The following is a 17,259-nucleotide window of genomic DNA, read 5'->3' on the forward strand; positions in this document are numbered from 1 at the left end:
TCTATGGATATTGGCGCCCTTGCTCGTACTCGCCGTCGGGGCGGCGGCCTACGTGGCGGTGCGATGGCGAAGAGAGACCGAGCGCGTCGACGAGCTCGAAGCCCGTACCGCTGAGTGGGAAAACCTACTCGACCAAGTTGTCCGCAAGACCCTCCCCTCCGTGACCGAGGCGATTCGCCGCCCGGGCCTGCCGATCACCGCTCCCGAACTGGGCCCCGCTCTGGAGAATTCGCCCTTCATCGGCACGCTGCGCCAGGCTGTTCAGTATCACGCCGATGACTTGCGCATGCTCTGCGCTGAATCCGCTGATCAGGCACGACGCGAAATCGAAAGCCAAGCTCAGCAGGCAATCATCAACGCGGAGCACACGGTTCGCGCTGACGCGCAGCGTGCTTCGCAGGATGTGACGGGCGCGGCCGTGCGCTCGTTCGGCACGTCCGTCGTGAGTCTCGGCGCCGACGTCGGCAAGGTGGTGAGCGCGGCGTTGCGCGAGCATCGCGATGACGCCGTCTACGAAACCCTCATTCGCATCGACCACAGTGTGCAGCAGATGATTCGGCAGGCGCAGTCCTACGTGATCGTCAGCGGCGGGCTCCCCGGTCGCCGCTGGCCGCAGCAGTCGGTCACCGATGTCGTGGGCGGCGCTACCGGCCGCGTGCGCGATTACCTGCGGGTTCGCACCACGCAGGCGGATCGCGTGGTGTCGAGTCGCGTGGTCGAGCCGCTGGTGCACACGGTGGCGACGCTGCTGGACAATGCTCTGCGCTATTCGCCCCCGACGTCGTTCGTGGACATCAGTTTTCAAGAGGGCCACCACGGCGTCACGATTCTGATCGATGACGCGGGCGTGCGGATGAATCCCGAGCAGCTCGAGGATGCGCGCCGCGTACTCGCCGGTGAGCGCGCTGTCGACATTCTCGAATTGGGCCCCGCACCCAAGATCGGATTCCCCAGTATCGCGGCTCTGGCTCGACGATATGGATTCAATGTCTACGTGGACGCACCCAATGCGTACGGCGGTGTGCGGGCGATGGTCTACATCCCCGAAACCCTGCTCGTCGCACCGCAAGACGTCAAGGAACAGCCCGTGGTGATCCCGCAGGCTCCCGTGCAGGTGGATGAACAGCTCGTCGAGGACGCCGAAGTCGCCGCGGCTCTCACCGCCAGCGGTCTCGCTCGCCGGCGGCGGCGCACGGTGGTGCAGACGGGCTCGCAAGCGCCCGTGCTGCATTCCGCTCCCGCGCCCGCTCCCACTCTGCAACTCGCCCGGCCCGATATCGCGGTGGCATGGCACAGCGGTTCGGTCAGCGGCCGTGTCGCCGCCGCCGAAGCCGACCAGACCGAAGGGAAGATCTCGTGAATTCACCGACAGTGACCGACGCGCACAACGCGGCGGCCGCGAACCCCGTGGACGGCTCCAATCGGCTGGGCTGGCTATTGGCCGAATTGGATATCCCCGGTGTGCGTTTCGGCGTGCTGCTGTCCGAGGACGGCCTGCGCATCGCGCACTCGGGCAATATCAGCAAGGACAATGCCGAACGCTTCGCCGCGGCCGCTTCGGGACTGCGCTCGCTCGGCAAGGCGCTCTCCGAATTCTGCGGTGGCCCGCAGGACAACGTGCGCCAGAATGTCACCGAGTACGACGACGGCATGATCTTCATTACCGCCGCCGGTGAAGGCGCTGTCATCGGCGTCTCCACCACCGCGGAGGTGGATGTGGCGCTGGTCGCGCACCGGCTCAACGAACTCGCCGGTCGGGTCGGGCACGAGCTCGGCGCGATACCGCGAGGCGGCGCCCGCCCATGACCGGACCGCGGCGTGATCCGGATCTGGTCCGGGCTTACGTGCGCACGGGTGGGCGTTCGCGTCCCACCCGGGTTCTGGACCTGGTGACGGTGATCGTCGCCGCCGATACGCCCATGCAGGGTGGTTCACCCGATGCCCGGCGCATTTTCGCGCTGTGCCGAAGTGCGTTGTCGCTGGCGGAGATCGCCGCCCATCTCGACCTGCCGCCCTCGGTGGTGAAGATCGTCGTCGCCGATTTGATCGACAGCGGTCACCTGATAACCCGGACGCCCGCACACACCCTGCCGGACGTCAGCCTTCTAGAAGAGGTACTGAATGGGCTTCGCGCCCTTGCGGTCTGAGTCCGATCAACCGCACGCATCGGGCATCGAATATCTGCCCAATACCATCGTCAAATCGGTGAAGCTACTGGTAGCCGGCAGTTTCGGGGTCGGCAAGACAACGTTCGTCGGCAGTGTTTCGGAGATCAAGCCGTTGCGCACCGAGGAAACCATCACCGAAGCCAGTGTCGGCGTCGATGATCTGGCCGGCCTCCGGAACAAGACGACCACGACGGTCGCCATGGATTTCGGCCGCATCACGCTCAATCCGCAATTGGCCCTGTACCTCTTCGGCACTCCCGGCCAGCAGCGCTTCGTCCCGCTGTGGGAGGAACTGGCACTGGGCGCACTCGGCGCGCTGGTGCTGGTGGACACCCGGCGCATAGAACAGTCCGACGAGGTGCTCTCGGTGCTGGAACAGCGCGGGGTGCCCTACGCGGTGGCGGTCAATCAATTCGAAGGCGCACAGCGTTTTCCGCTCGCCGAGGTGCGCGATGCGCTCGATCTCGCCGAGGACACCCCCCTGACCGCCCTGGATGCTCGCGATCGCCGCACCTGTGTGGAGTCGCTCATCACTCTCGTCGAATACCTGTTCCACTCGCGTCAGGAGTCACGCATTTGACCACTTCGACCGGCCCGGCGCCGCTCGTCGACGGTACCCGCTTCGCGCTGTACGACCCGGAGTTCGCCGCTGATCCGCACCGCTGGTATCGCGAAATGCGCGCTAGCTTCGGCTCTCTGGTGCCGGTGGAGCTCGCACCGGGAATCACCGCGACCCTGGTGATCGGCTATCACGACGCGGTGCGGATTCTCAACGATCCCGAGCACTTCCCCGCTGATCCACGTATCTGGCAGCAGGACATTCCGGCCGACTGCCCCGTCAAGCCGATGATGGAGTGGTACCCCAATGTCCTGCGCAATGCCGGTGCGGCGCACTGGCGTTACCGCCAGGCCAATGTCAGCGCGGTGGACGGGGTGGATCTGCACGGCCTGCACGCGATCGTCGAGCGCGAGGCGATCCCGCTGATCAATACCTTCTGCGCCACCGGTACAGCCGAGTTGATCAGCCAGTACGCCTTCCCGCTCGTGTTCGCCGGACTGAACGAAATGCTCGGCTGCCCACCGGAAATCGGGCAGCGAGTGGCGGCGGGTATGGCGGCGCTGTTCGACTCGGTGGACGAGAACGCCGAACTCGGCATGCAGACGCTCAGCGGCGCGCTGCTCGAGCTGATCGATCTCAAGCGCCGCGAACCCGGCAACGACATGGTGACCCGGCTGCTGCAGCACGATGCCGGTCTCGACGATACCGAGATGCTGGCGAACATCATCAGCATCTACGGCGCGGGCCTGGAGCCGCAACAGAACCTGATCATCAACACGCTGCGCCTGATCCTCACCGATGATCGCTTCGCCGGTGACGTGCTCGGCGGAAGTCTCTCCACGCGTGATGCTTTGGACGAGGTGCTGTTCAACGATCCGCCCATGGCGAACTTCGCGATCTCCTATCCGCGTCAGCCGATGCTGGTCGGCGATACATGGCTGCCCGCGCATCAGCCGGTCGTCATCAGTCTCGCCGGATGCAACAACGATCCCGCCATCGCGGGCGGCGAGCGCATCGGAAATCGCTCTCATCTGGCCTGGAGCCTGGGCGCGCACGCCTGCCCGGCGAAATCGGTGGCCTCACTGGTCGCCCAGGAGGCCATCGATCAGTTGCTCGATGCGCTCCCCGAGTTGCGCTTGGCCGTTCCGGTTGATGAATTGTCTTGGCGGCCCGGACCTTTCCACCGGGCGCTGGCGGGTTTGCCGGTCACTTTTCCGGCCTGCCCGCCGTTGAACGTCAAGTAGGAGAACAACGTAGTGACGATCGAACCCCTGGCGCTGGATCTGACCGGTGTCGACATTCAAGGCGAGAACGCTCGCATCCGTGCGCGCGGACCGGTGACCCTGGTCGAGCTCATGGGCGTGCCCGCCTGGTCGGTGACCGATGCCGATGTTCTCCGGCGCCTGCTGGCCGATCCACGCGTGTCCAAGGATCCGGCGCAACATTGGGCGGCGTTCATCAACGGCGAGGTCACCCCGGAGTGGCCGCTGTTCCCGTGGGTGGCGGCGACCAATATGTTCACCGCCTACGGCGCCGATCACCGCCGCCTGCGCAAGCTGGTCTCCCCCGCGTTCACCAATCGCCGCACGCTGGCGCTGCGCCCCCGCATCGAGGAGCTGGTGAATACGCTGCTGGACCGGCTCGCCGAGACGCCGGCGGGTGACATCGCGGATTTGCGTGAGGGTTTCGCGTACCCGGTGCCGATTCAGGTGCTCACCGAGTTGATGGGCGTGCCCGAGGATCGCGAGCCGGCGCTGCGGATCTGCGTGGCGCGGTTCTTCGATACCGAGATCACGCCCGAGGCGGCGGGCGCGAACTATGTCGAAATGTTCGGGCTCATCGAGGATCTCGTCGCGCACAAGCGCGAGAATCCCGGTGACGACATGATCAGCGTGCTGATCGCCACCCGCGACGAGGACGGCGAGCGGCTGACCGAGAAGGAGATGGTCGATACGCTCATGCTCGTCATCAACGCCGGGCACGAGACCACGGTGAATCTGCTGGATCAGGCGATCTACTCGCTGCTCACGCATCCGGATCAGCTGGCCGCGGTGCTGGACGGCACGGTGAGCTGGGATGCGGTGATCGAGGAGACGCTGCGCTACGAGTCGCCGGTCGCGCACCTGCCGCTGCGCTATGCGGTGGAGGACATCGAGATCGACGGCGTCCGGATCGCCAAGGGCGAGGCCATTCTCGCCTCCTACGCCGCGGCGGGACGCGATCCGAAGGTGCACGGCGAGAGTGCCGATACGTTCGACATCACCCGGGTGAACAAGGATCACCTGGCCTTCGGACACGGTGCGCACCACTGCATCGGCGCACCGCTGGCTCGCCTGGAGGCGGCCATCGCGCTGCCCGCGCTCTTCGCGCGCTTTCCGGAGCTGCGCTTCGCCACCGATCCGGCCGAACTGGCCCCGGTGATCGGGTTCATCTCCAACGGGCACCGCGAACTGCCCGTGCGCCTGACCGCGAACTGACGCGCACGTTCGGTCGCTGACGCAACTCGGGCCCGGCAACCTGCCGGGCCCGAGTCGTCCGCGCGAGTGGCGCGTCAGGCCACGAAGAGCTTCCCGATGAGGGAGTTCACGGCCGAGACGAGGTCACCGACGAAATTCGGAATCATGTTCTGCTCCTTCACGACGAGGGGTACGGGTACGAACGGCGTGGCCCGGCGATGGCGACATCACCGGACCGACTGTTTCCTATTCGTTGCCGAACGCAGGAAGGATGTCGGTCGGTTCGCGTGCCCGGTGTGCTAACCGACGCCGCTGGTCAGCGAGGTTTCGGATTACCAGCGTGGCGTCGCCGCGCCGATGGCACGATTTCGACCATGACCGCGGACTACTACGACCTCGGGAACTATTCGCGACCGGTGACCACCGCCGCCCCGGGCGCGCAGCTCTGGTTCGATCGCGGGCTGGTGTGGACCTACGCCTTCAATCACGAAGAGGCCGTGCGCTGTTTCGAGCGCGCCCTCGAGCACGATCCCGGCTGCGCGATGGCGTACTGGGGTATCGCCTACGCGTCCGGCCCCAACTACAACAAGCCGTGGGATTTCTTCGACGAGAAGGAGCTGGCCGACACGGTCGAGCGCACGCACGCCGCGGCCCAGCGCGCGGTCGCGCTGGCCGCGGGGGCCGCGCCGGTGGAACGCGCGCTCATCGGCGCGCTGGCCGCACGCTATCCGAGCAGCACTCCCGAGGGCGATGCCGCGGTGTGGAATCTCGGCTACACCGAGGCCATGCGCGCCGTATACCGGGAATTCCCGGACGATCTCGATGTGGCGGCGCTGTTCGCGGACGCGCTGATGAATCTGACGCCGTGGGGACTGTGGGTACCGGACGACGGCGGGGACTCGCACGCCCTGGTGGCCGGCGCGAACACGCAGGAGGCCGGGGCAGCCCTGGACGCGGTGCTCGCGACCGCGGCCGGGCACACCCATCCCGGCGCACTGCACCTGTACCTGCACCTGATGGAGATGTCGCCGACGCCCGAAGCCGCCCTCACGGTGGCGGATCGGCTGCGCGGGCTGGTGCCCGATGCCGGGCACCTCGAGCACATGCCCTCGCACCTGTACGTGCTGTGCGGCGACTACCGGGCCGTGGTCGCGGCGAACGCGTCCGCCTATAGCGCGGACGAGAAATACGTGCGCGCGGCCGGGGCGATCAATTTCTACACCCTCTACCGCGCGCACAATCTGCACTTCGAGATCTACGGCGCGATGTTCCTGGGGCAGTCGGAGACCGCGCTGGCGGCGGTAGGCCGCCTCGAGGACGCGATTCCCGAGGAATTGCTGCTGGTGCAGTCACCGCCCATGGCGGACTGGCTCGAAGGCTTCCTGGCGATGCGCGTGCACGTGCTGATTCGTTTCGGCCGCTGGGAGCGCCTGCTCGACCTGCCCCTGCCCACCGATCCGGACCTGTACTGCGTCACGACCGCGATGCTGCACTACGGCAAGGGCATCGCGTACGCGGCCACCGGCGATCTGCCCGCCGCCCTGGATCAGCAGCGGCACCTGCGCGCGGCGACCGCTCGCGTCCCCGCCACCCGCACGCTGTTCAACAACACCTGCCTGGATCTGCTCGGCATCGCCGCCGCCATGCTCGAAGGCGAACTCCGGTACCGGGAAGGCGACTACGACAGCGCTTTCCGGGCGCTGCGCCGATCCGTCGAGCTCGACGACGGCCTGCCCTACGACGAGCCCTGGGGCTGGATGCAGCCCACCCGGCACGCCTACGGCGCGCTGCTGCTGGAACAGGATCGGGTAGCCGAGGCCGAGGCCGTCTACCGCGCCGACCTCGGGCTGGACGACACCCTGCCCCGCGCCTGTCAGCACCCCGGCAATGTCTGGAGTCTGCACGGCTATCACGAATGCCTCACCCGGCTCGGCAAATCCGGCGAGGCGCGGATCATCGGCCGGCAGTTGCAATTGGCCGCCGCGGTGGCGGACATCCCCATCGGGGCGTCCTGTTTCTGCCGGACAGCGGGCCCGGCCGAACCCTGCTGCCCGGCCTAGCCGGCCGGGACCGCCGCTACCTCTTGCTCAGTGCCGCTTCGGCAGTGGTGAGCGGGCGCAGCAGCAGCTTCGCCGCACCGGAGAAGACTCGCTGATAGCTCGGCCCCAGCACGCGCACGGCGAGATCGACCACGTGCGCGTCCAGGCCGATGAGTACGCGCCCCTGCTCGCCGGTGACCCCGCGCAGGATGGTCCGCGCGGCCGATTCGGCGGTGGTGTGGGTCAGGAAGCGATCGAACAGCTCCTGCATGCCGTCCATCTTCGCGCCGGTGCTGGCCGTGGCGTTGTTCACGATGTTGGTCTTGATCCCGCCCGGGTGCACGCAGGTGACCCCGACCGGCGCGCCGGCCATCAGCATCTCCTGCCGGAGTGCCTCGGTGAAGCCGCGCACCGCGAATTTGGCGGCGTTGTACGAACTCTGGGACGGCACCCCGAAGAGCCCGAAGATGCTGGAGATGTTGACGACGTGTCCGTCACCGGAGGAGATCAGGTGCGGGAGAAAGGCTTTCGTCCCGTTCACCACACCCCAGAAGTCGACGTCCATGACCTTCTCGATATCGGCGAACGGGCTGTCCTGCACCGTGCCGAAGATCGTGATCCCGGCATTGTTGATCACCAGGTTCACCGTGCCGAAGTGCTCGGCGACCGCGTCGGCGTAGATCAGCACGGCCTCGCGGTCGCGCACGTCCAGGCGCTGCGAATGCGGGGCGCTCCCCCGCGCCCGGCACAGCTCCGCGGTCTCGGCGAGCCCCGCGGTGTCGACATCGCTGATCGCCACCCGCGCGCCCCGCCGGGTCAATTCGAGCGCGAGCGCCCGGCCGATTCCCGACGCCGCACCGGTGACGACGGCGACCTTGCCTTCGAGTGACTTCATACCCGAAGCCTAAATACCAGTCGAGTGACTTACAAGTCCCGCGACTGGAAAAGCTACACTCGGCCGGATGAGCACTCCCGCGCGAACCCAGGCCGAGCGCCGGGCGGCGACCGTCACGGCGCTACTGGACGCGACGATCGAGAGCCTGGGCGAGGTCGGCTACTACGCCACCACCACGCGCGGGGTCGCCGAACGGGCCGGGGTCAGTCAGGGCGCGCAGCAGCACTACTTCCCCACCAAGGCCGATCTGGTCGACGCCGCGATCGGCCGGCTGCTCGAACAGCTCGCGGCCGGGTTCGGCGTCGAGCCGGACGCGCCCACCGAGCTGGCTCGCGCGCGGATTCTGCTGGATCAGCTCTGGGCGACCCACCAACTGCCCATCGCGCCAACGGTCTTCGAGGTCTTCAACGCCGCCCGGACCGATCCGGATATCGCCGCCCGCGTCAAGGAACTGCTCGGGCACGCCATGGCCGCCGTCGAAGTGAGTGCGGCGGCGCATCTTCCGACCTACAGCGCCCTGCCCGGCTTCCGCGACTTCCTTCTCACGGCGGTGGCGGCCATGCGCGGCACGGTGGTGGTGTCCGCGATCGCGGGCACGCGGGGACTGTCCCCGGCCTGGCCGGTGCTACGCGAACAGCTGCTGACGAATCTCACCGCACTGGCCTCGGCCGACCCCAAGGCCCGCCGCGCTCGATGAGTGCGGCGGGCGGGTGAGGTGGTGCATGGGGTGTTATGCCGCCGCGGCGGATTTCAGGACGCGCAGCGCCTCGTCCGGATCCTCGATGTCGATGACCAGGCGGGTGAACTCGTTGCCCGCCAGGTCGATGCGCAGGGCATGACCACCGAACAGGGTGTCCCAGAACTCCTTGCGGCCCTTGCCGCGGAAGGTGCCCGCGGCGATCACGCCGGGGAAGAAGGCGCCGACGCGGAACCACGGGGGCCGCATGTCGACGCCGGCCAGGGCTATCGAGGTGATCTGTGAGAGATCGAAGGTGACCTCTTCACGGAGCGCGAGTACGCGGTGGGCTCCGGTTACATGGACAGTCACGGTGGTTCCGGTGAGTTCCAGCTCGACCATGTCGCAACCTCTTTCGCCGACGTCTTCAACCTCCCTCCACACTGCCGTGCCGTCCTTGTCATAGCCTGAGCGTTTCCTAGGAGTTCTCTCAGGTTCGCTGCGAATTCGGGCAAATCCACCGTCAGAACGCCCGAATCATGGTCATCGGCTGCGGATAACGCGGTGACGCCCGGGCGTGTTCACCCGCGGCGCCCGGCCCCGGATTCGAGCGCGGAATCCACCGCTGCCTGCGGCAACGGCGCGCCGCCCAACTGCCGCAACAGATCCGCGGTGGTCTCGACGGTGCCGCAGCGGCGGGCCACGTAGTTCAGTGCCATGAGGTGTTCGTCACGGCTGAAATCGGCGGTCGCGTCCAAGGCCAGGAAAGGGCGCACATCGGTCATGAAAGCCTCGGCGGCACTGAGCATGCAGCCCATGTGGGTGTAGACGCCGGTGATCATGAGATGGTCGCGGTGGTAGTAGCCGAGCAGTTCACGCAGGTCGGTGCGCTGGAACGCGGAGTACCGCCATTTGGTGACCTGGATGTCGCGCGGGTCCGGCGGCAGTTCGGCCACCACCTCGGTGTCGGGACCGTCGGTCATGCCGCTGCCCCAGAAGTCGGCGAGAATGCCGCGCCGCGAGGGATGTTGATCGCCCGGTTGCATGGTGTAGACCACCGGAATGCCGAGTTCGTGACAGCGCCTGCGCAGCGTGTCGATATTGCGCACGAGGGTGCTGGCCGGTTCCTGCTCGGCGTCGTAGGCCGAGAGGAAGTACTGCTGCATGTCGTGGATGAGCAGGGCGGAGCGAGCCGGATCGAGCAGCCAGTCCACCTGGTTGGGGACCACCTCGTCGGCGGTGGGCATGGCATAGGACGCGATCGGGGGGATGGGCAAGACAGCCTCCGGGTCGTCGGGTGCGTGCGTGCTTCGTGCGGGGATGCGCCGATCAGGCGACGGACAGGGGCAGATCCGCGATGCCGAGCGGGCCCAGGATGCGACCGAATTTGCCGGTGGTCTCGGCCAATTCGGCGGCCGGATCCGATTCGGCGACGATGCCGCCGCCCGCGTGCGCGAGCAGGCTGCGCCCGTCCGCGGCCAGTTCCGCGCAGCGGATGCTGACCATCCACTCGCCGTCACCGGCGGCGTCGCACCAGCCCAGCGTGCCCGCGTAGAAGCCGCGATCACCTTCGAGTTCGGCGATGAGGCGGGCGGCGGGTTCGGTGGGGGTGCCGCAGATGGCGGGGGTGGGATGCAGGGCGGCGGCCAGCTCCAGCGCGGAGGGACCGTCGGCGGGGACGGTGGCGGTGATCGGGGTGCCCAGGTGCCACATCTCGGGGGTGCCGGTCAGCTCGGGCGTCTCGGGGGTGTGCACGGCGGTGCAGCGATCGCGCAGGACGCCGCCGACCTGATCGACCACGTACCGGTGCTCGTGCCGGTCCTTCGACGAGGCGAGCAGGGTGTCGGCCGCGAGCCGATCGGCGTCCGGATCGCCCGCGCGCCGGGCGGATCCGGCCAGCGGATGACTGAGAACGGTGTCCCCGATGCGCTCGATGAGCACCTCCGGGCTCGACCCCACCAGGTGTCTACCGCGATAGGCGACGCCCGCCGCGGTGAGATCGACCAGGAAGCCGTTGCCCACCGGGTCGGTCGACACCAGCAGATCCAGCAGTTCGGCGGGCGTGATCGCGCGGTCCGCTCGTGCGCGAATCGCCCTGGCCAGCACCACCTTCGACAGCGGATGCGCGGGATCGGCGAGCAGCCGGATCGCGGCGGCGACGTTGCGCATGTGGGCTTCGGGTGAGGGGAAGGCGGCGTCGATCTCGAAGTCCGGCAGGACATTCGGGACGCTCGCCGGATACGGGGCGGCGGTGATCGAGATCGATTCCGGGGCGAACAGCGCCGCGGGCGCGCCGGGTGCGAAGGGCAGTGCGCCCACGACGTGGCTCACCTCTCCCGCGCGCAGCGCAGCCGCCGCGTCCGCCGCCGTGGAGAACACCCGGCCGACGCCGTGCGCGATCACCGTGCGATGCGGTCTGGCCAGCACAAAGGCGGGCTCCGAAGCTGAGATGGCAGAAATGGCAATCATCCTCTCGAATCACATGTCGAGCGTGGCTCCGCCGTCGACCCGCAGGTCGTGCATGGTGATGTGACGGGCGTCGTCGGAGACCAGAAAGCGGACCGCCGCGGCGATATCGGCGGGTGCGGCGATGCGCCGCAGGGGAATTCCGAGGCGGTAGACCTCGGGATCGCCGTCGAGCAGACTCGCTCGGGCGGCAGTGCTCAGGGGGGACGGGCCACTCAGGGGGGACGGATCGCCGGGGTCCGCCGGATCGCGTGATTCACCCGGGTACAGCCCGCGCAGCATGTCGGTGTCGGTGGAACCGGGCGACACCAGATTCACCCGGACCCCGTGCGGAGCGACCTGCAGGGCCAGCGCCCGGGTGAAGGCGGTGGCGGCGGCCTTGGACGCGCAGTAGGCGGCCATGCCCGAACGCGGGGTGCTCGCGGCGTTGGACGACACGACCACGATGGATCCGCGCCCGGCGGCGACCATCTCGCGAGCCGCGCGCTGGGTGACGTGCATGGTGCCGCCGGCGTTGACCGCGAGCGAGCGCTCCCAGTCCCGCGGGGAGATCTCCAGCGCGGATCCGGCGTGCATGACGCCCGCGGCGTGCACGACCACGTCGGGCACACCGAATTCGGCGATGAGCCGATCGAAGGCCGCGGTCACCGCCGCGCGATCGGTGACGTCGATCCGCGCGGATTGCACCCGGACCTCGTGCGCGGCCGCGAGGTCTTCGGCGATCTCGTGTACGCGCGCGTCGCGATCCCACAGCGAGACGGCCCGGGACCCGGGCGCGAGCGCGGTCGCCACGGCCGCCCCGATACCCGCCGCGGCGCCGGTGACCACGACCAATCGTGCACCCGATTCGATCATGAACATAAGGTTAGCCTAACCTGATAAGAATGTGGGGCGCTCGTTTTCCGGTGCGCTCGGGCCTGCCCGGCGCACCGCCCGTTCTTCCCGAAAAGAGGTGCACCACAATGCCATCGACCGTGCTCAACGGCTTCACCCCGTGGCCGGCAGCCGCCGCGGAACGGCACCGGGAACAGGGTTGCTGGACCGGCGAGACCTTCGGCGACATGCTCTCCGCCCGCGCCGCGGCCACCCCGGCGGCCACGGCCGTGGTCGACGACGCCCACCGCTGGACCTACGCCGAACTCGACCGTCGCTCGCGCGCGCTGGCCACGGGTCTGGGGCGGCTCGGAATCGGCCGGGACGACCGGGTTCTCGTGCAACTGCCCAATCGCGCCGAGTTCGTCGAGGTGATCTTCGCGCTGTTCCGGCTCGGCGCGCTGCCGGTGTTCTGCCTGCCCGCGCATCGCCGGGCGGAGCTGGCGCCCATCGCGACCGCGATCGGCGCGACCGCCATGATCACGGTCGGCGTTCATCAGCGTTTCGACCATGCGGCACTGGCGAATTCGATTCGCGCGGAGGTCCATGCGCTGCGCCACGTCCTCGCGATCACCGATGACGCGCGGGCCCTGCCCGAAGGCGTCCTGGATCTCGCCGACTTCCGGGACGAGCCGGGACCGCTGCCCGTGCTCGACGCGAGCGCGGTCGCCTTCCTGCAACTCTCCGGCGGCAGCACCGGGATCCCCAAACTCATCCCGCGCACCCACGACGACTACCTGTACAGCGTGCGGCGCAGCGCGCAGATCTGCGAACTCGATCCGGGCACCGTCTATCTCGCGACGCTGCCGGTGGCGCACAACTTCCCGATGAGTTCGCCCGGCATCCTGGGCGCGCTGTGGGCGGGCGGCACGGTGGCCATGACCCCGGACCCCACCCCGGCGACCGCGTTCGCGGCCATCGAGCGATTCGGGGTGACCATCACCGGACTGGTGCCGCCGCTGGCGCGGCTGTGGGTGGAGCGGGCCGAAGCCGGTGCGACGCCGAATCTTTCGACGCTGAAGGTGGTGCAGGTCGGCGGCGCGCGGTGCCAGGAGGAACTGGCCCGGCGTATCGGGCCCGCGCTGGGCGCGACGCTGCAGCAGGTTTTCGGCATGGCCGAAGGCCTGGTCTGCTACACCCGGCTGGACGATCCGGTCGAGGTGGTGGTGGCCACCCAGGGCCGTCCGATGTCGGAGTTCGACGAGTTGCGGGTGGTGGACGAGTCCGGGGCCGACGTGCCCGCGGGCACGGACGGGAACCTGATCACCCGGGGCCCCTATACGATTCGCGGCTACTTCGACAACGCCGAGGCCAATGCCCGCGGCTTCACCCCCGACGGCTGGTACCGCACCGGCGATGTGGTGCGGCTGCGGCCCGACGGAAACATCGTCGTGCAGGGCCGGGCCGGGGACTGGGTGAACCGGGGCGGGGAGAAGGTCTCGGCCGAAGAGCTGGAGGCGCACCTGCTGGAGCACCCCGACATCCGCGAGGCCGTGATCATCGGGACACCCGATCCCGTACTGGGACAGCGGATCTGCGCGTTCGTGCAGCCCGCGGACCCCGCGCGCAGGCCGTCGCTGCTTTCGGTGCGATCGTTCGTGCGCCTGCGGGGTGTCGCGGCGTGGAAGATGCCCGACGACGTGGTGGTGATCGAGGACTTCCCCGAAACCGGGGTGGGCAAGACCAGCCGCAAGGAGTTGCGGCGGCTGGTCGCAGAGGGGGCACGGGGGCGGTGAGCCGGGCGGTGACGCGGCCCGGCCCGGGCAATCGCCGGGGCCGACCGCGTCACCCACGGTCACGACAGCGCTTCGAACCAGGAGCCGAGCACCGGATCCGAAGCGAGCGTGGGGAAGTCGATGTGCGCGTGCCCGGCCGCGCGCCACTTCTCCACCAGCGCCATGATGCGCACCGAATCCAGGCCCGCGTCCAGGAGATTGGTCTCCGCGGTCAGCTCGGCGGGGTCGATCCCCAATACCGTTGCCACGTCGTCGATCACGCGCAGGCGCAGGGCGGTCGTCTCGTTGGTCATGCTCACTCGTCCCGGTCGTAGTCGGCGACGCCGCGCTTCCAATAGCCGGCGATGAGAAAGTCCTTCGGCCCCACGTTCAATTCGGTACGCACCCAGCGGCGCAGCGGGCGCAGCACGCCCGACTCACCCGCGAGCCAGACGTACACCCGCTGTCCGGCGGGCACTTCCACGGTGCGCACCGCCTGTTCCAGGGCGTCACCGGTGCCCGGTTCGGCCGCGCCGCGGTGCACCCAGCGCACGCGAACGCCCGCCGGCGCCGCCAGCGGAATCTCCTCCTCGGGACCGGTCACTTCGATGAACGCCCAGCCGGTCGCCGCGGCCGGCAGCCATTCGAGCCAGCGGGCGATGGCGGGCAGCGCGGTGATGTCACCGGCGAACAGGTAGGCGTCGTAGGTCTTGGGCACCACGACGCCGCCGGGCGGGCCCGCGATGTGCATCGGGGTACCCGGGGCGGCGGTCAGCGCCCACTCCGAGGCCAGACCGCCGCGGTGGATGGCGAAGTCGATGTCCAGTTCCCGGTCCGCGGCGCTGAAGCGGCGCACCGTGTACTCCCTGGACACCGGGCGCGGACTACCCCATTCCAGGGACAGCCCGTCCCTGCTCGGCAGGCGCAGCACGCCTTCCTCGTCCGGAAACACCAGGCGCACGTGCTCATCGGGCACGTAGCTGTGGAAGTCGGCGAGATCCTCGCCGCCGAAGGTGATCCGGACCAGTCCCGCGCCCAGCGGCGCGGTGCGCAGGACCCGCACCGCGCACAGGCCGATCGGGTAGCCGACCTTGGCTCCGTGTGCGCCCGCGAGCACCTCGTCGATGCGTTCGGCGTAGGCGGCTCGATCCATCAGCGCGTCTCCTTTCCCAACAGGGGCGCGGCGGCCAGGGCCGTGACCGCGCCGAGTACCAGTACGACGAGCCCGTAGACCACGAGAGCGGTTCCGGGCGTCCAGAATTGGCCCGCCACCCCGGCCACCATGGACCCGACGGCGGTGCCGGTGACGGCCTGCACCATGAGCAGGCCGGACAGTCGCCCGCGCAGCTCGTCCGGGGCGTGCTGCTGCAGCACGGTGAAGCGCAGCACGATGCCGATCGCGCGGGCCATGCCGAAGCCCGCGAGTCCGAGGAAGACGCCCGCGGCGTGCGGGATCAACCCGGCGGCGATGACCCCGAGGGGCATGAGCGCCAGCGTGATCAGCAACCCGCGGCCGGGACTGCGGGTGCGGCCCATCCAGCCGCTGGTCAGCGAGCCGAGCACCGCGCCCGCACCCGGAGCGGCGTACAGGATGCCCAGGGTCGTCGTGCTCGCGCCGAGTTCGTCGTGCACCAGTGCGGGCAGCAGAACCAGCGGGCCGCTCACCAGCATGGCGATCACGCCGGTGAGCAAGGTGGCTCGAATAACACTGTGCCGCAGCGCGAAACGAATGCCCTCGCCGAGTTCGCGCAGCGGATTGCTAGTGGCCCGGGCCGGGACCGGCTGCGGGCCGATGGCGCGGATCAGGGTGACGGTGGCCACGGTCGCCGCGGCCGTGAGGAAGTAGGCCGGGCCGACACCGGCCTGGGCGATGAGCACACCGGCCAGCGCGGGGGTGATCATGGTGCCCAGATCGGTCGTGAGCGCGGTGAGCGCGCCGGCGGCCGCCATCTTCTCCCGGCCGACGAGCGCGGGAACGAGTGCCATGAGCGCGGATCCACTCACCCCGCCCGCCAGGCCGTCCAGCACGCCCGCGGCGTAGATGACGCCCAGCAGCGGGTCGGGCAGCAGTGCGTTCACACCGAGCGCCACGAAGCCGACGCCCGCCGCGGTGCGGGCCCAGCCGATGGTGTCGCGCCGGTCGTACCGGTCCGCGATCACCCCGCCCGCCAGGCTTCCCGCGAACAGGGCGACCGCGGTGACCGTGGTGACGCCGGCGACGTGCAGCGAGGATCCGGTGAGCTGATAGACCTGCACGGGCAGGGCCACCATGAGCAGTCCGATCCCGAGCACCGATATCAGCCGGGCCGCGAAGGCGCAGCGGAATTCCCGGCTCGCCCGCAACGGCGAGAGATCGATGAGCAGGCCGCCGACGGCTGTCACTTGAAGGTCGCTCCCAGCAGATCGAGGGTGCTCATGGCGTTGCGGTAGTCGGGCCGCTGGGCGGTGGCGGGCAGATCGAAGACCTTGCCGGCCCGGAAGGACGGCAGCTTCGAGAGCATCGGGTCATCCTGGAGCTGGGCGATGGTGCGCCCGCCCTCGAGCTGCACGACGAACAGCACCGGCGCGTCCACGACAGTGGTGGTCACCTCGGGGCTGAAGGACACCCAGTCGGCGGCGGCGGGGCGGGAGGGGTTGCCCGCCTTGGCTTCCACCTTGTCGTCCATGGTGAAACCGACGGCGCTGAGCAGCGAGGCGATCGGGGTGCCGGGGGCGATGACGGACGGCTTCTGATCCTTGCGGGACTGGAACACCGCGACCGCGCCCCGGGGCACCTTGATGGTGGACTTCACCTGCGCGACCTTGTCGTTGTACGAGGTGATCAGGGCATCGACCTTGTCCGCCTGGTTGACGGCGTTCGCGACGGCCTTCAGGTGGTCCTGCCAGTTGGTGCTGTTGGAGGGGATCAGCACGGTGGGCGCGATGGCCGCGAGCTTGTCGTAGGCGTCGATGGACTGCTGGCCCGGGTAGCCCTGGCCGCCGCCGATGATGAGGTCCGGCTGTTGGGCGGCAATGAATTCCAGGTTGATGTTGTCGCCGGAGGGCAGCACCTCGGTGCCCTGCTGCTTCGCGTCCGCGGACCACGCGGCCGGGAATTCACCGGCTTTCAGGGTCACCCCGAGCACGCGCGGGTCGGCGGCCTTCACCTTCGCGCCGAGGTCGTAGAGGTAACCGGCGAGCGAGCCGTTGACCACCACGATGCGCTGGGGGTCGGCGGGCACGGTGATCGTGCCCTTGTCGGTCTGCACCTCGCGGGTGCCGGCGTCGCTCGCGCCGTCGGAGCCGGAGCTACAGCCCGCGACCAGCGCGACCAGCGCCAGGACGAGCAGGGCGACGGCGGCGCGGAAGCGGGCCGTCATGCGGTACAGCGTCATCGATGGAAGTTCTTTCTGCTCTGGGGGGATGGGGACTC

Annotated in this window: 18 protein-coding genes; 9 read left to right on the plus strand and 9 right to left on the minus strand. The window is 68.9% G+C overall.

Annotated elements, in window-relative coordinates; genetic code table 11:
* The first annotated feature begins 52 nt into the window (after nucleotides 1–52).
* The 7 genes from ABZ319_RS20015 to ABZ319_RS20045 all read left to right on the plus strand — a co-directional run bounded on the left by ABZ319_RS20015 (nucleotide 53) and on the right by ABZ319_RS20045 (nucleotide 7,243).
* Nucleotides 53–1,360: a sensor histidine kinase gene (locus tag ABZ319_RS20015; protein WP_354987935.1), complete on the plus strand. Its 1,308-nt coding sequence runs from the start codon at nucleotides 53–55 to the stop codon at nucleotides 1,358–1,360.
* Complete coding sequence (locus ABZ319_RS20020) at nucleotides 1,357–1,806, plus strand: roadblock/LC7 domain-containing protein (RefSeq protein WP_354987936.1); 450 nt, start codon at nucleotides 1,357–1,359, stop codon at nucleotides 1,804–1,806. Before ABZ319_RS20015 ends, ABZ319_RS20020 begins: the two co-directional genes overlap by 4 nt.
* Entirely contained in the window at nucleotides 1,803–2,147 is a 345-nt protein-coding gene (locus ABZ319_RS20025) for a DUF742 domain-containing protein (RefSeq protein WP_354987937.1), read from the plus strand. The genes ABZ319_RS20020 and ABZ319_RS20025 overlap by 4 nt, the downstream gene beginning before the upstream one ends.
* 46 nt (nucleotides 2,148–2,193) lie before the next feature.
* Nucleotides 2,194–2,748 (plus strand): ATP/GTP-binding protein, encoded by a 555-nt coding sequence (locus ABZ319_RS20030; protein WP_354987978.1) that lies wholly within the window; start codon nucleotides 2,194–2,196, stop codon nucleotides 2,746–2,748.
* Nucleotides 2,745–3,971 carry a cytochrome P450 gene (locus tag ABZ319_RS20035; RefSeq protein WP_354987938.1) on the plus strand — a complete coding sequence of 409 codons (1,227 nt, stop codon included), beginning with the start codon at nucleotides 2,745–2,747 and terminating at the stop codon, nucleotides 3,969–3,971. The genes ABZ319_RS20030 and ABZ319_RS20035 overlap by 4 nt, the downstream gene beginning before the upstream one ends.
* 12 nt (nucleotides 3,972–3,983) lie before the next feature.
* Entirely contained in the window at nucleotides 3,984–5,204 is a 1,221-nt protein-coding gene (locus tag ABZ319_RS20040) for a cytochrome P450 (protein WP_354987939.1), read from the plus strand.
* Between the two features lie 353 nt (nucleotides 5,205–5,557).
* The gene (locus ABZ319_RS20045) at nucleotides 5,558–7,243 is read left to right on the plus strand and encodes a tetratricopeptide repeat protein (protein WP_354987940.1); all 1,686 of its coding nucleotides are present in this window, start codon (nucleotides 5,558–5,560) and stop codon (nucleotides 7,241–7,243) included.
* A 16-nt stretch (nucleotides 7,244–7,259) separates the two neighbouring features.
* On the opposite strand, the gene ABZ319_RS20050 is transcribed toward ABZ319_RS20045, so the two are convergent.
* Nucleotides 7,260–8,117 carry an SDR family NAD(P)-dependent oxidoreductase gene (locus tag ABZ319_RS20050; protein WP_354987941.1) on the minus strand — a complete coding sequence of 286 codons (858 nt, stop codon included), beginning with the start codon at nucleotides 8,115–8,117 and terminating at the stop codon, nucleotides 7,260–7,262.
* Nucleotides 8,118–8,184: 67 nt separating this feature from the next.
* Here ABZ319_RS20050 and ABZ319_RS20055 point away from each other — a divergent pair, with 67 nt between their 5' ends.
* On the plus strand, nucleotides 8,185–8,814 hold the full coding sequence (locus ABZ319_RS20055) for a TetR/AcrR family transcriptional regulator (protein WP_354987942.1): 630 nt from the start codon (nucleotides 8,185–8,187) through the stop codon (nucleotides 8,812–8,814).
* Nucleotides 8,815–8,847: 33 nt separating this feature from the next.
* Here ABZ319_RS20055 and ABZ319_RS20060 read toward each other — a convergent pair whose 3' ends face one another.
* From ABZ319_RS20060 to ABZ319_RS20075, 4 genes are all read right to left on the minus strand, one after another.
* Nucleotides 8,848–9,195, minus strand: coding sequence for a hypothetical protein (locus ABZ319_RS20060; RefSeq protein ID WP_354987943.1), 348 nt, complete (start codon nucleotides 9,193–9,195; stop codon nucleotides 8,848–8,850).
* A gap of 179 nt (nucleotides 9,196–9,374) precedes the next feature.
* Nucleotides 9,375–10,070, minus strand: a complete 696-nt coding sequence (locus tag ABZ319_RS20065; protein WP_354987944.1) for an isochorismatase family protein — start codon at nucleotides 10,068–10,070, stop codon at nucleotides 9,375–9,377.
* A 52-nt stretch (nucleotides 10,071–10,122) separates the two neighbouring features.
* The gene (locus tag ABZ319_RS20070; RefSeq protein WP_354987945.1) at nucleotides 10,123–11,262 is read right to left on the minus strand and encodes a chorismate-binding protein; all 1,140 of its coding nucleotides are present in this window, start codon (nucleotides 11,260–11,262) and stop codon (nucleotides 10,123–10,125) included.
* A gap of 9 nt (nucleotides 11,263–11,271) precedes the next feature.
* Nucleotides 11,272–12,120: an SDR family oxidoreductase gene (locus tag ABZ319_RS20075; RefSeq protein ID WP_354987946.1), complete on the minus strand. Its 849-nt coding sequence runs from the start codon at nucleotides 12,118–12,120 to the stop codon at nucleotides 11,272–11,274.
* A 101-nt stretch (nucleotides 12,121–12,221) separates the two neighbouring features.
* On the opposite strand from ABZ319_RS20075, the gene ABZ319_RS20080 reads away from it, so the two are divergent.
* Complete coding sequence (locus ABZ319_RS20080) at nucleotides 12,222–13,868, plus strand: AMP-binding protein (protein WP_354987947.1); 1,647 nt, start codon at nucleotides 12,222–12,224, stop codon at nucleotides 13,866–13,868.
* 59 nt (nucleotides 13,869–13,927) lie between these two features.
* Here the strand turns inward: ABZ319_RS20080 and ABZ319_RS20085 are convergent, their stop codons facing one another.
* Genes ABZ319_RS20085 through ABZ319_RS20100 form a run of 4 tightly spaced genes read right to left on the minus strand, consistent with a single transcriptional unit; the run spans nucleotide 13,928 to nucleotide 17,221 of the window.
* Nucleotides 13,928–14,161, minus strand: coding sequence for a phosphopantetheine-binding protein (locus tag ABZ319_RS20085; RefSeq protein ID WP_354987948.1), 234 nt, complete (start codon nucleotides 14,159–14,161; stop codon nucleotides 13,928–13,930).
* A gap of 2 nt (nucleotides 14,162–14,163) precedes the next feature.
* A complete protein-coding gene (locus tag ABZ319_RS20090) occupies nucleotides 14,164–15,000 on the minus strand; it encodes a siderophore-interacting protein (RefSeq protein ID WP_354987949.1) in 837 nt (278 codons plus the stop codon).
* The gene (gene entS, locus ABZ319_RS20095) at nucleotides 15,000–16,229 is read right to left on the minus strand and encodes an enterobactin transporter EntS (protein WP_354987950.1); all 1,230 of its coding nucleotides are present in this window, start codon (nucleotides 16,227–16,229) and stop codon (nucleotides 15,000–15,002) included. The genes ABZ319_RS20090 and entS overlap by 1 nt, the downstream gene beginning before the upstream one ends.
* Nucleotides 16,226–17,221: an ABC transporter substrate-binding protein gene (locus ABZ319_RS20100; RefSeq protein ID WP_354987951.1), complete on the minus strand. Its 996-nt coding sequence runs from the start codon at nucleotides 17,219–17,221 to the stop codon at nucleotides 16,226–16,228. The genes entS and ABZ319_RS20100 overlap by 4 nt, the downstream gene beginning before the upstream one ends.
* Nucleotides 17,222–17,259: the final 38 nt, after the last annotated feature.

It is taken from the genome of Nocardia sp. NPDC005978 (genome assembly GCF_040614455.1).
In the GTDB taxonomy this organism is placed as follows: domain Bacteria; phylum Actinomycetota; class Actinomycetes; order Mycobacteriales; family Mycobacteriaceae; genus Nocardia.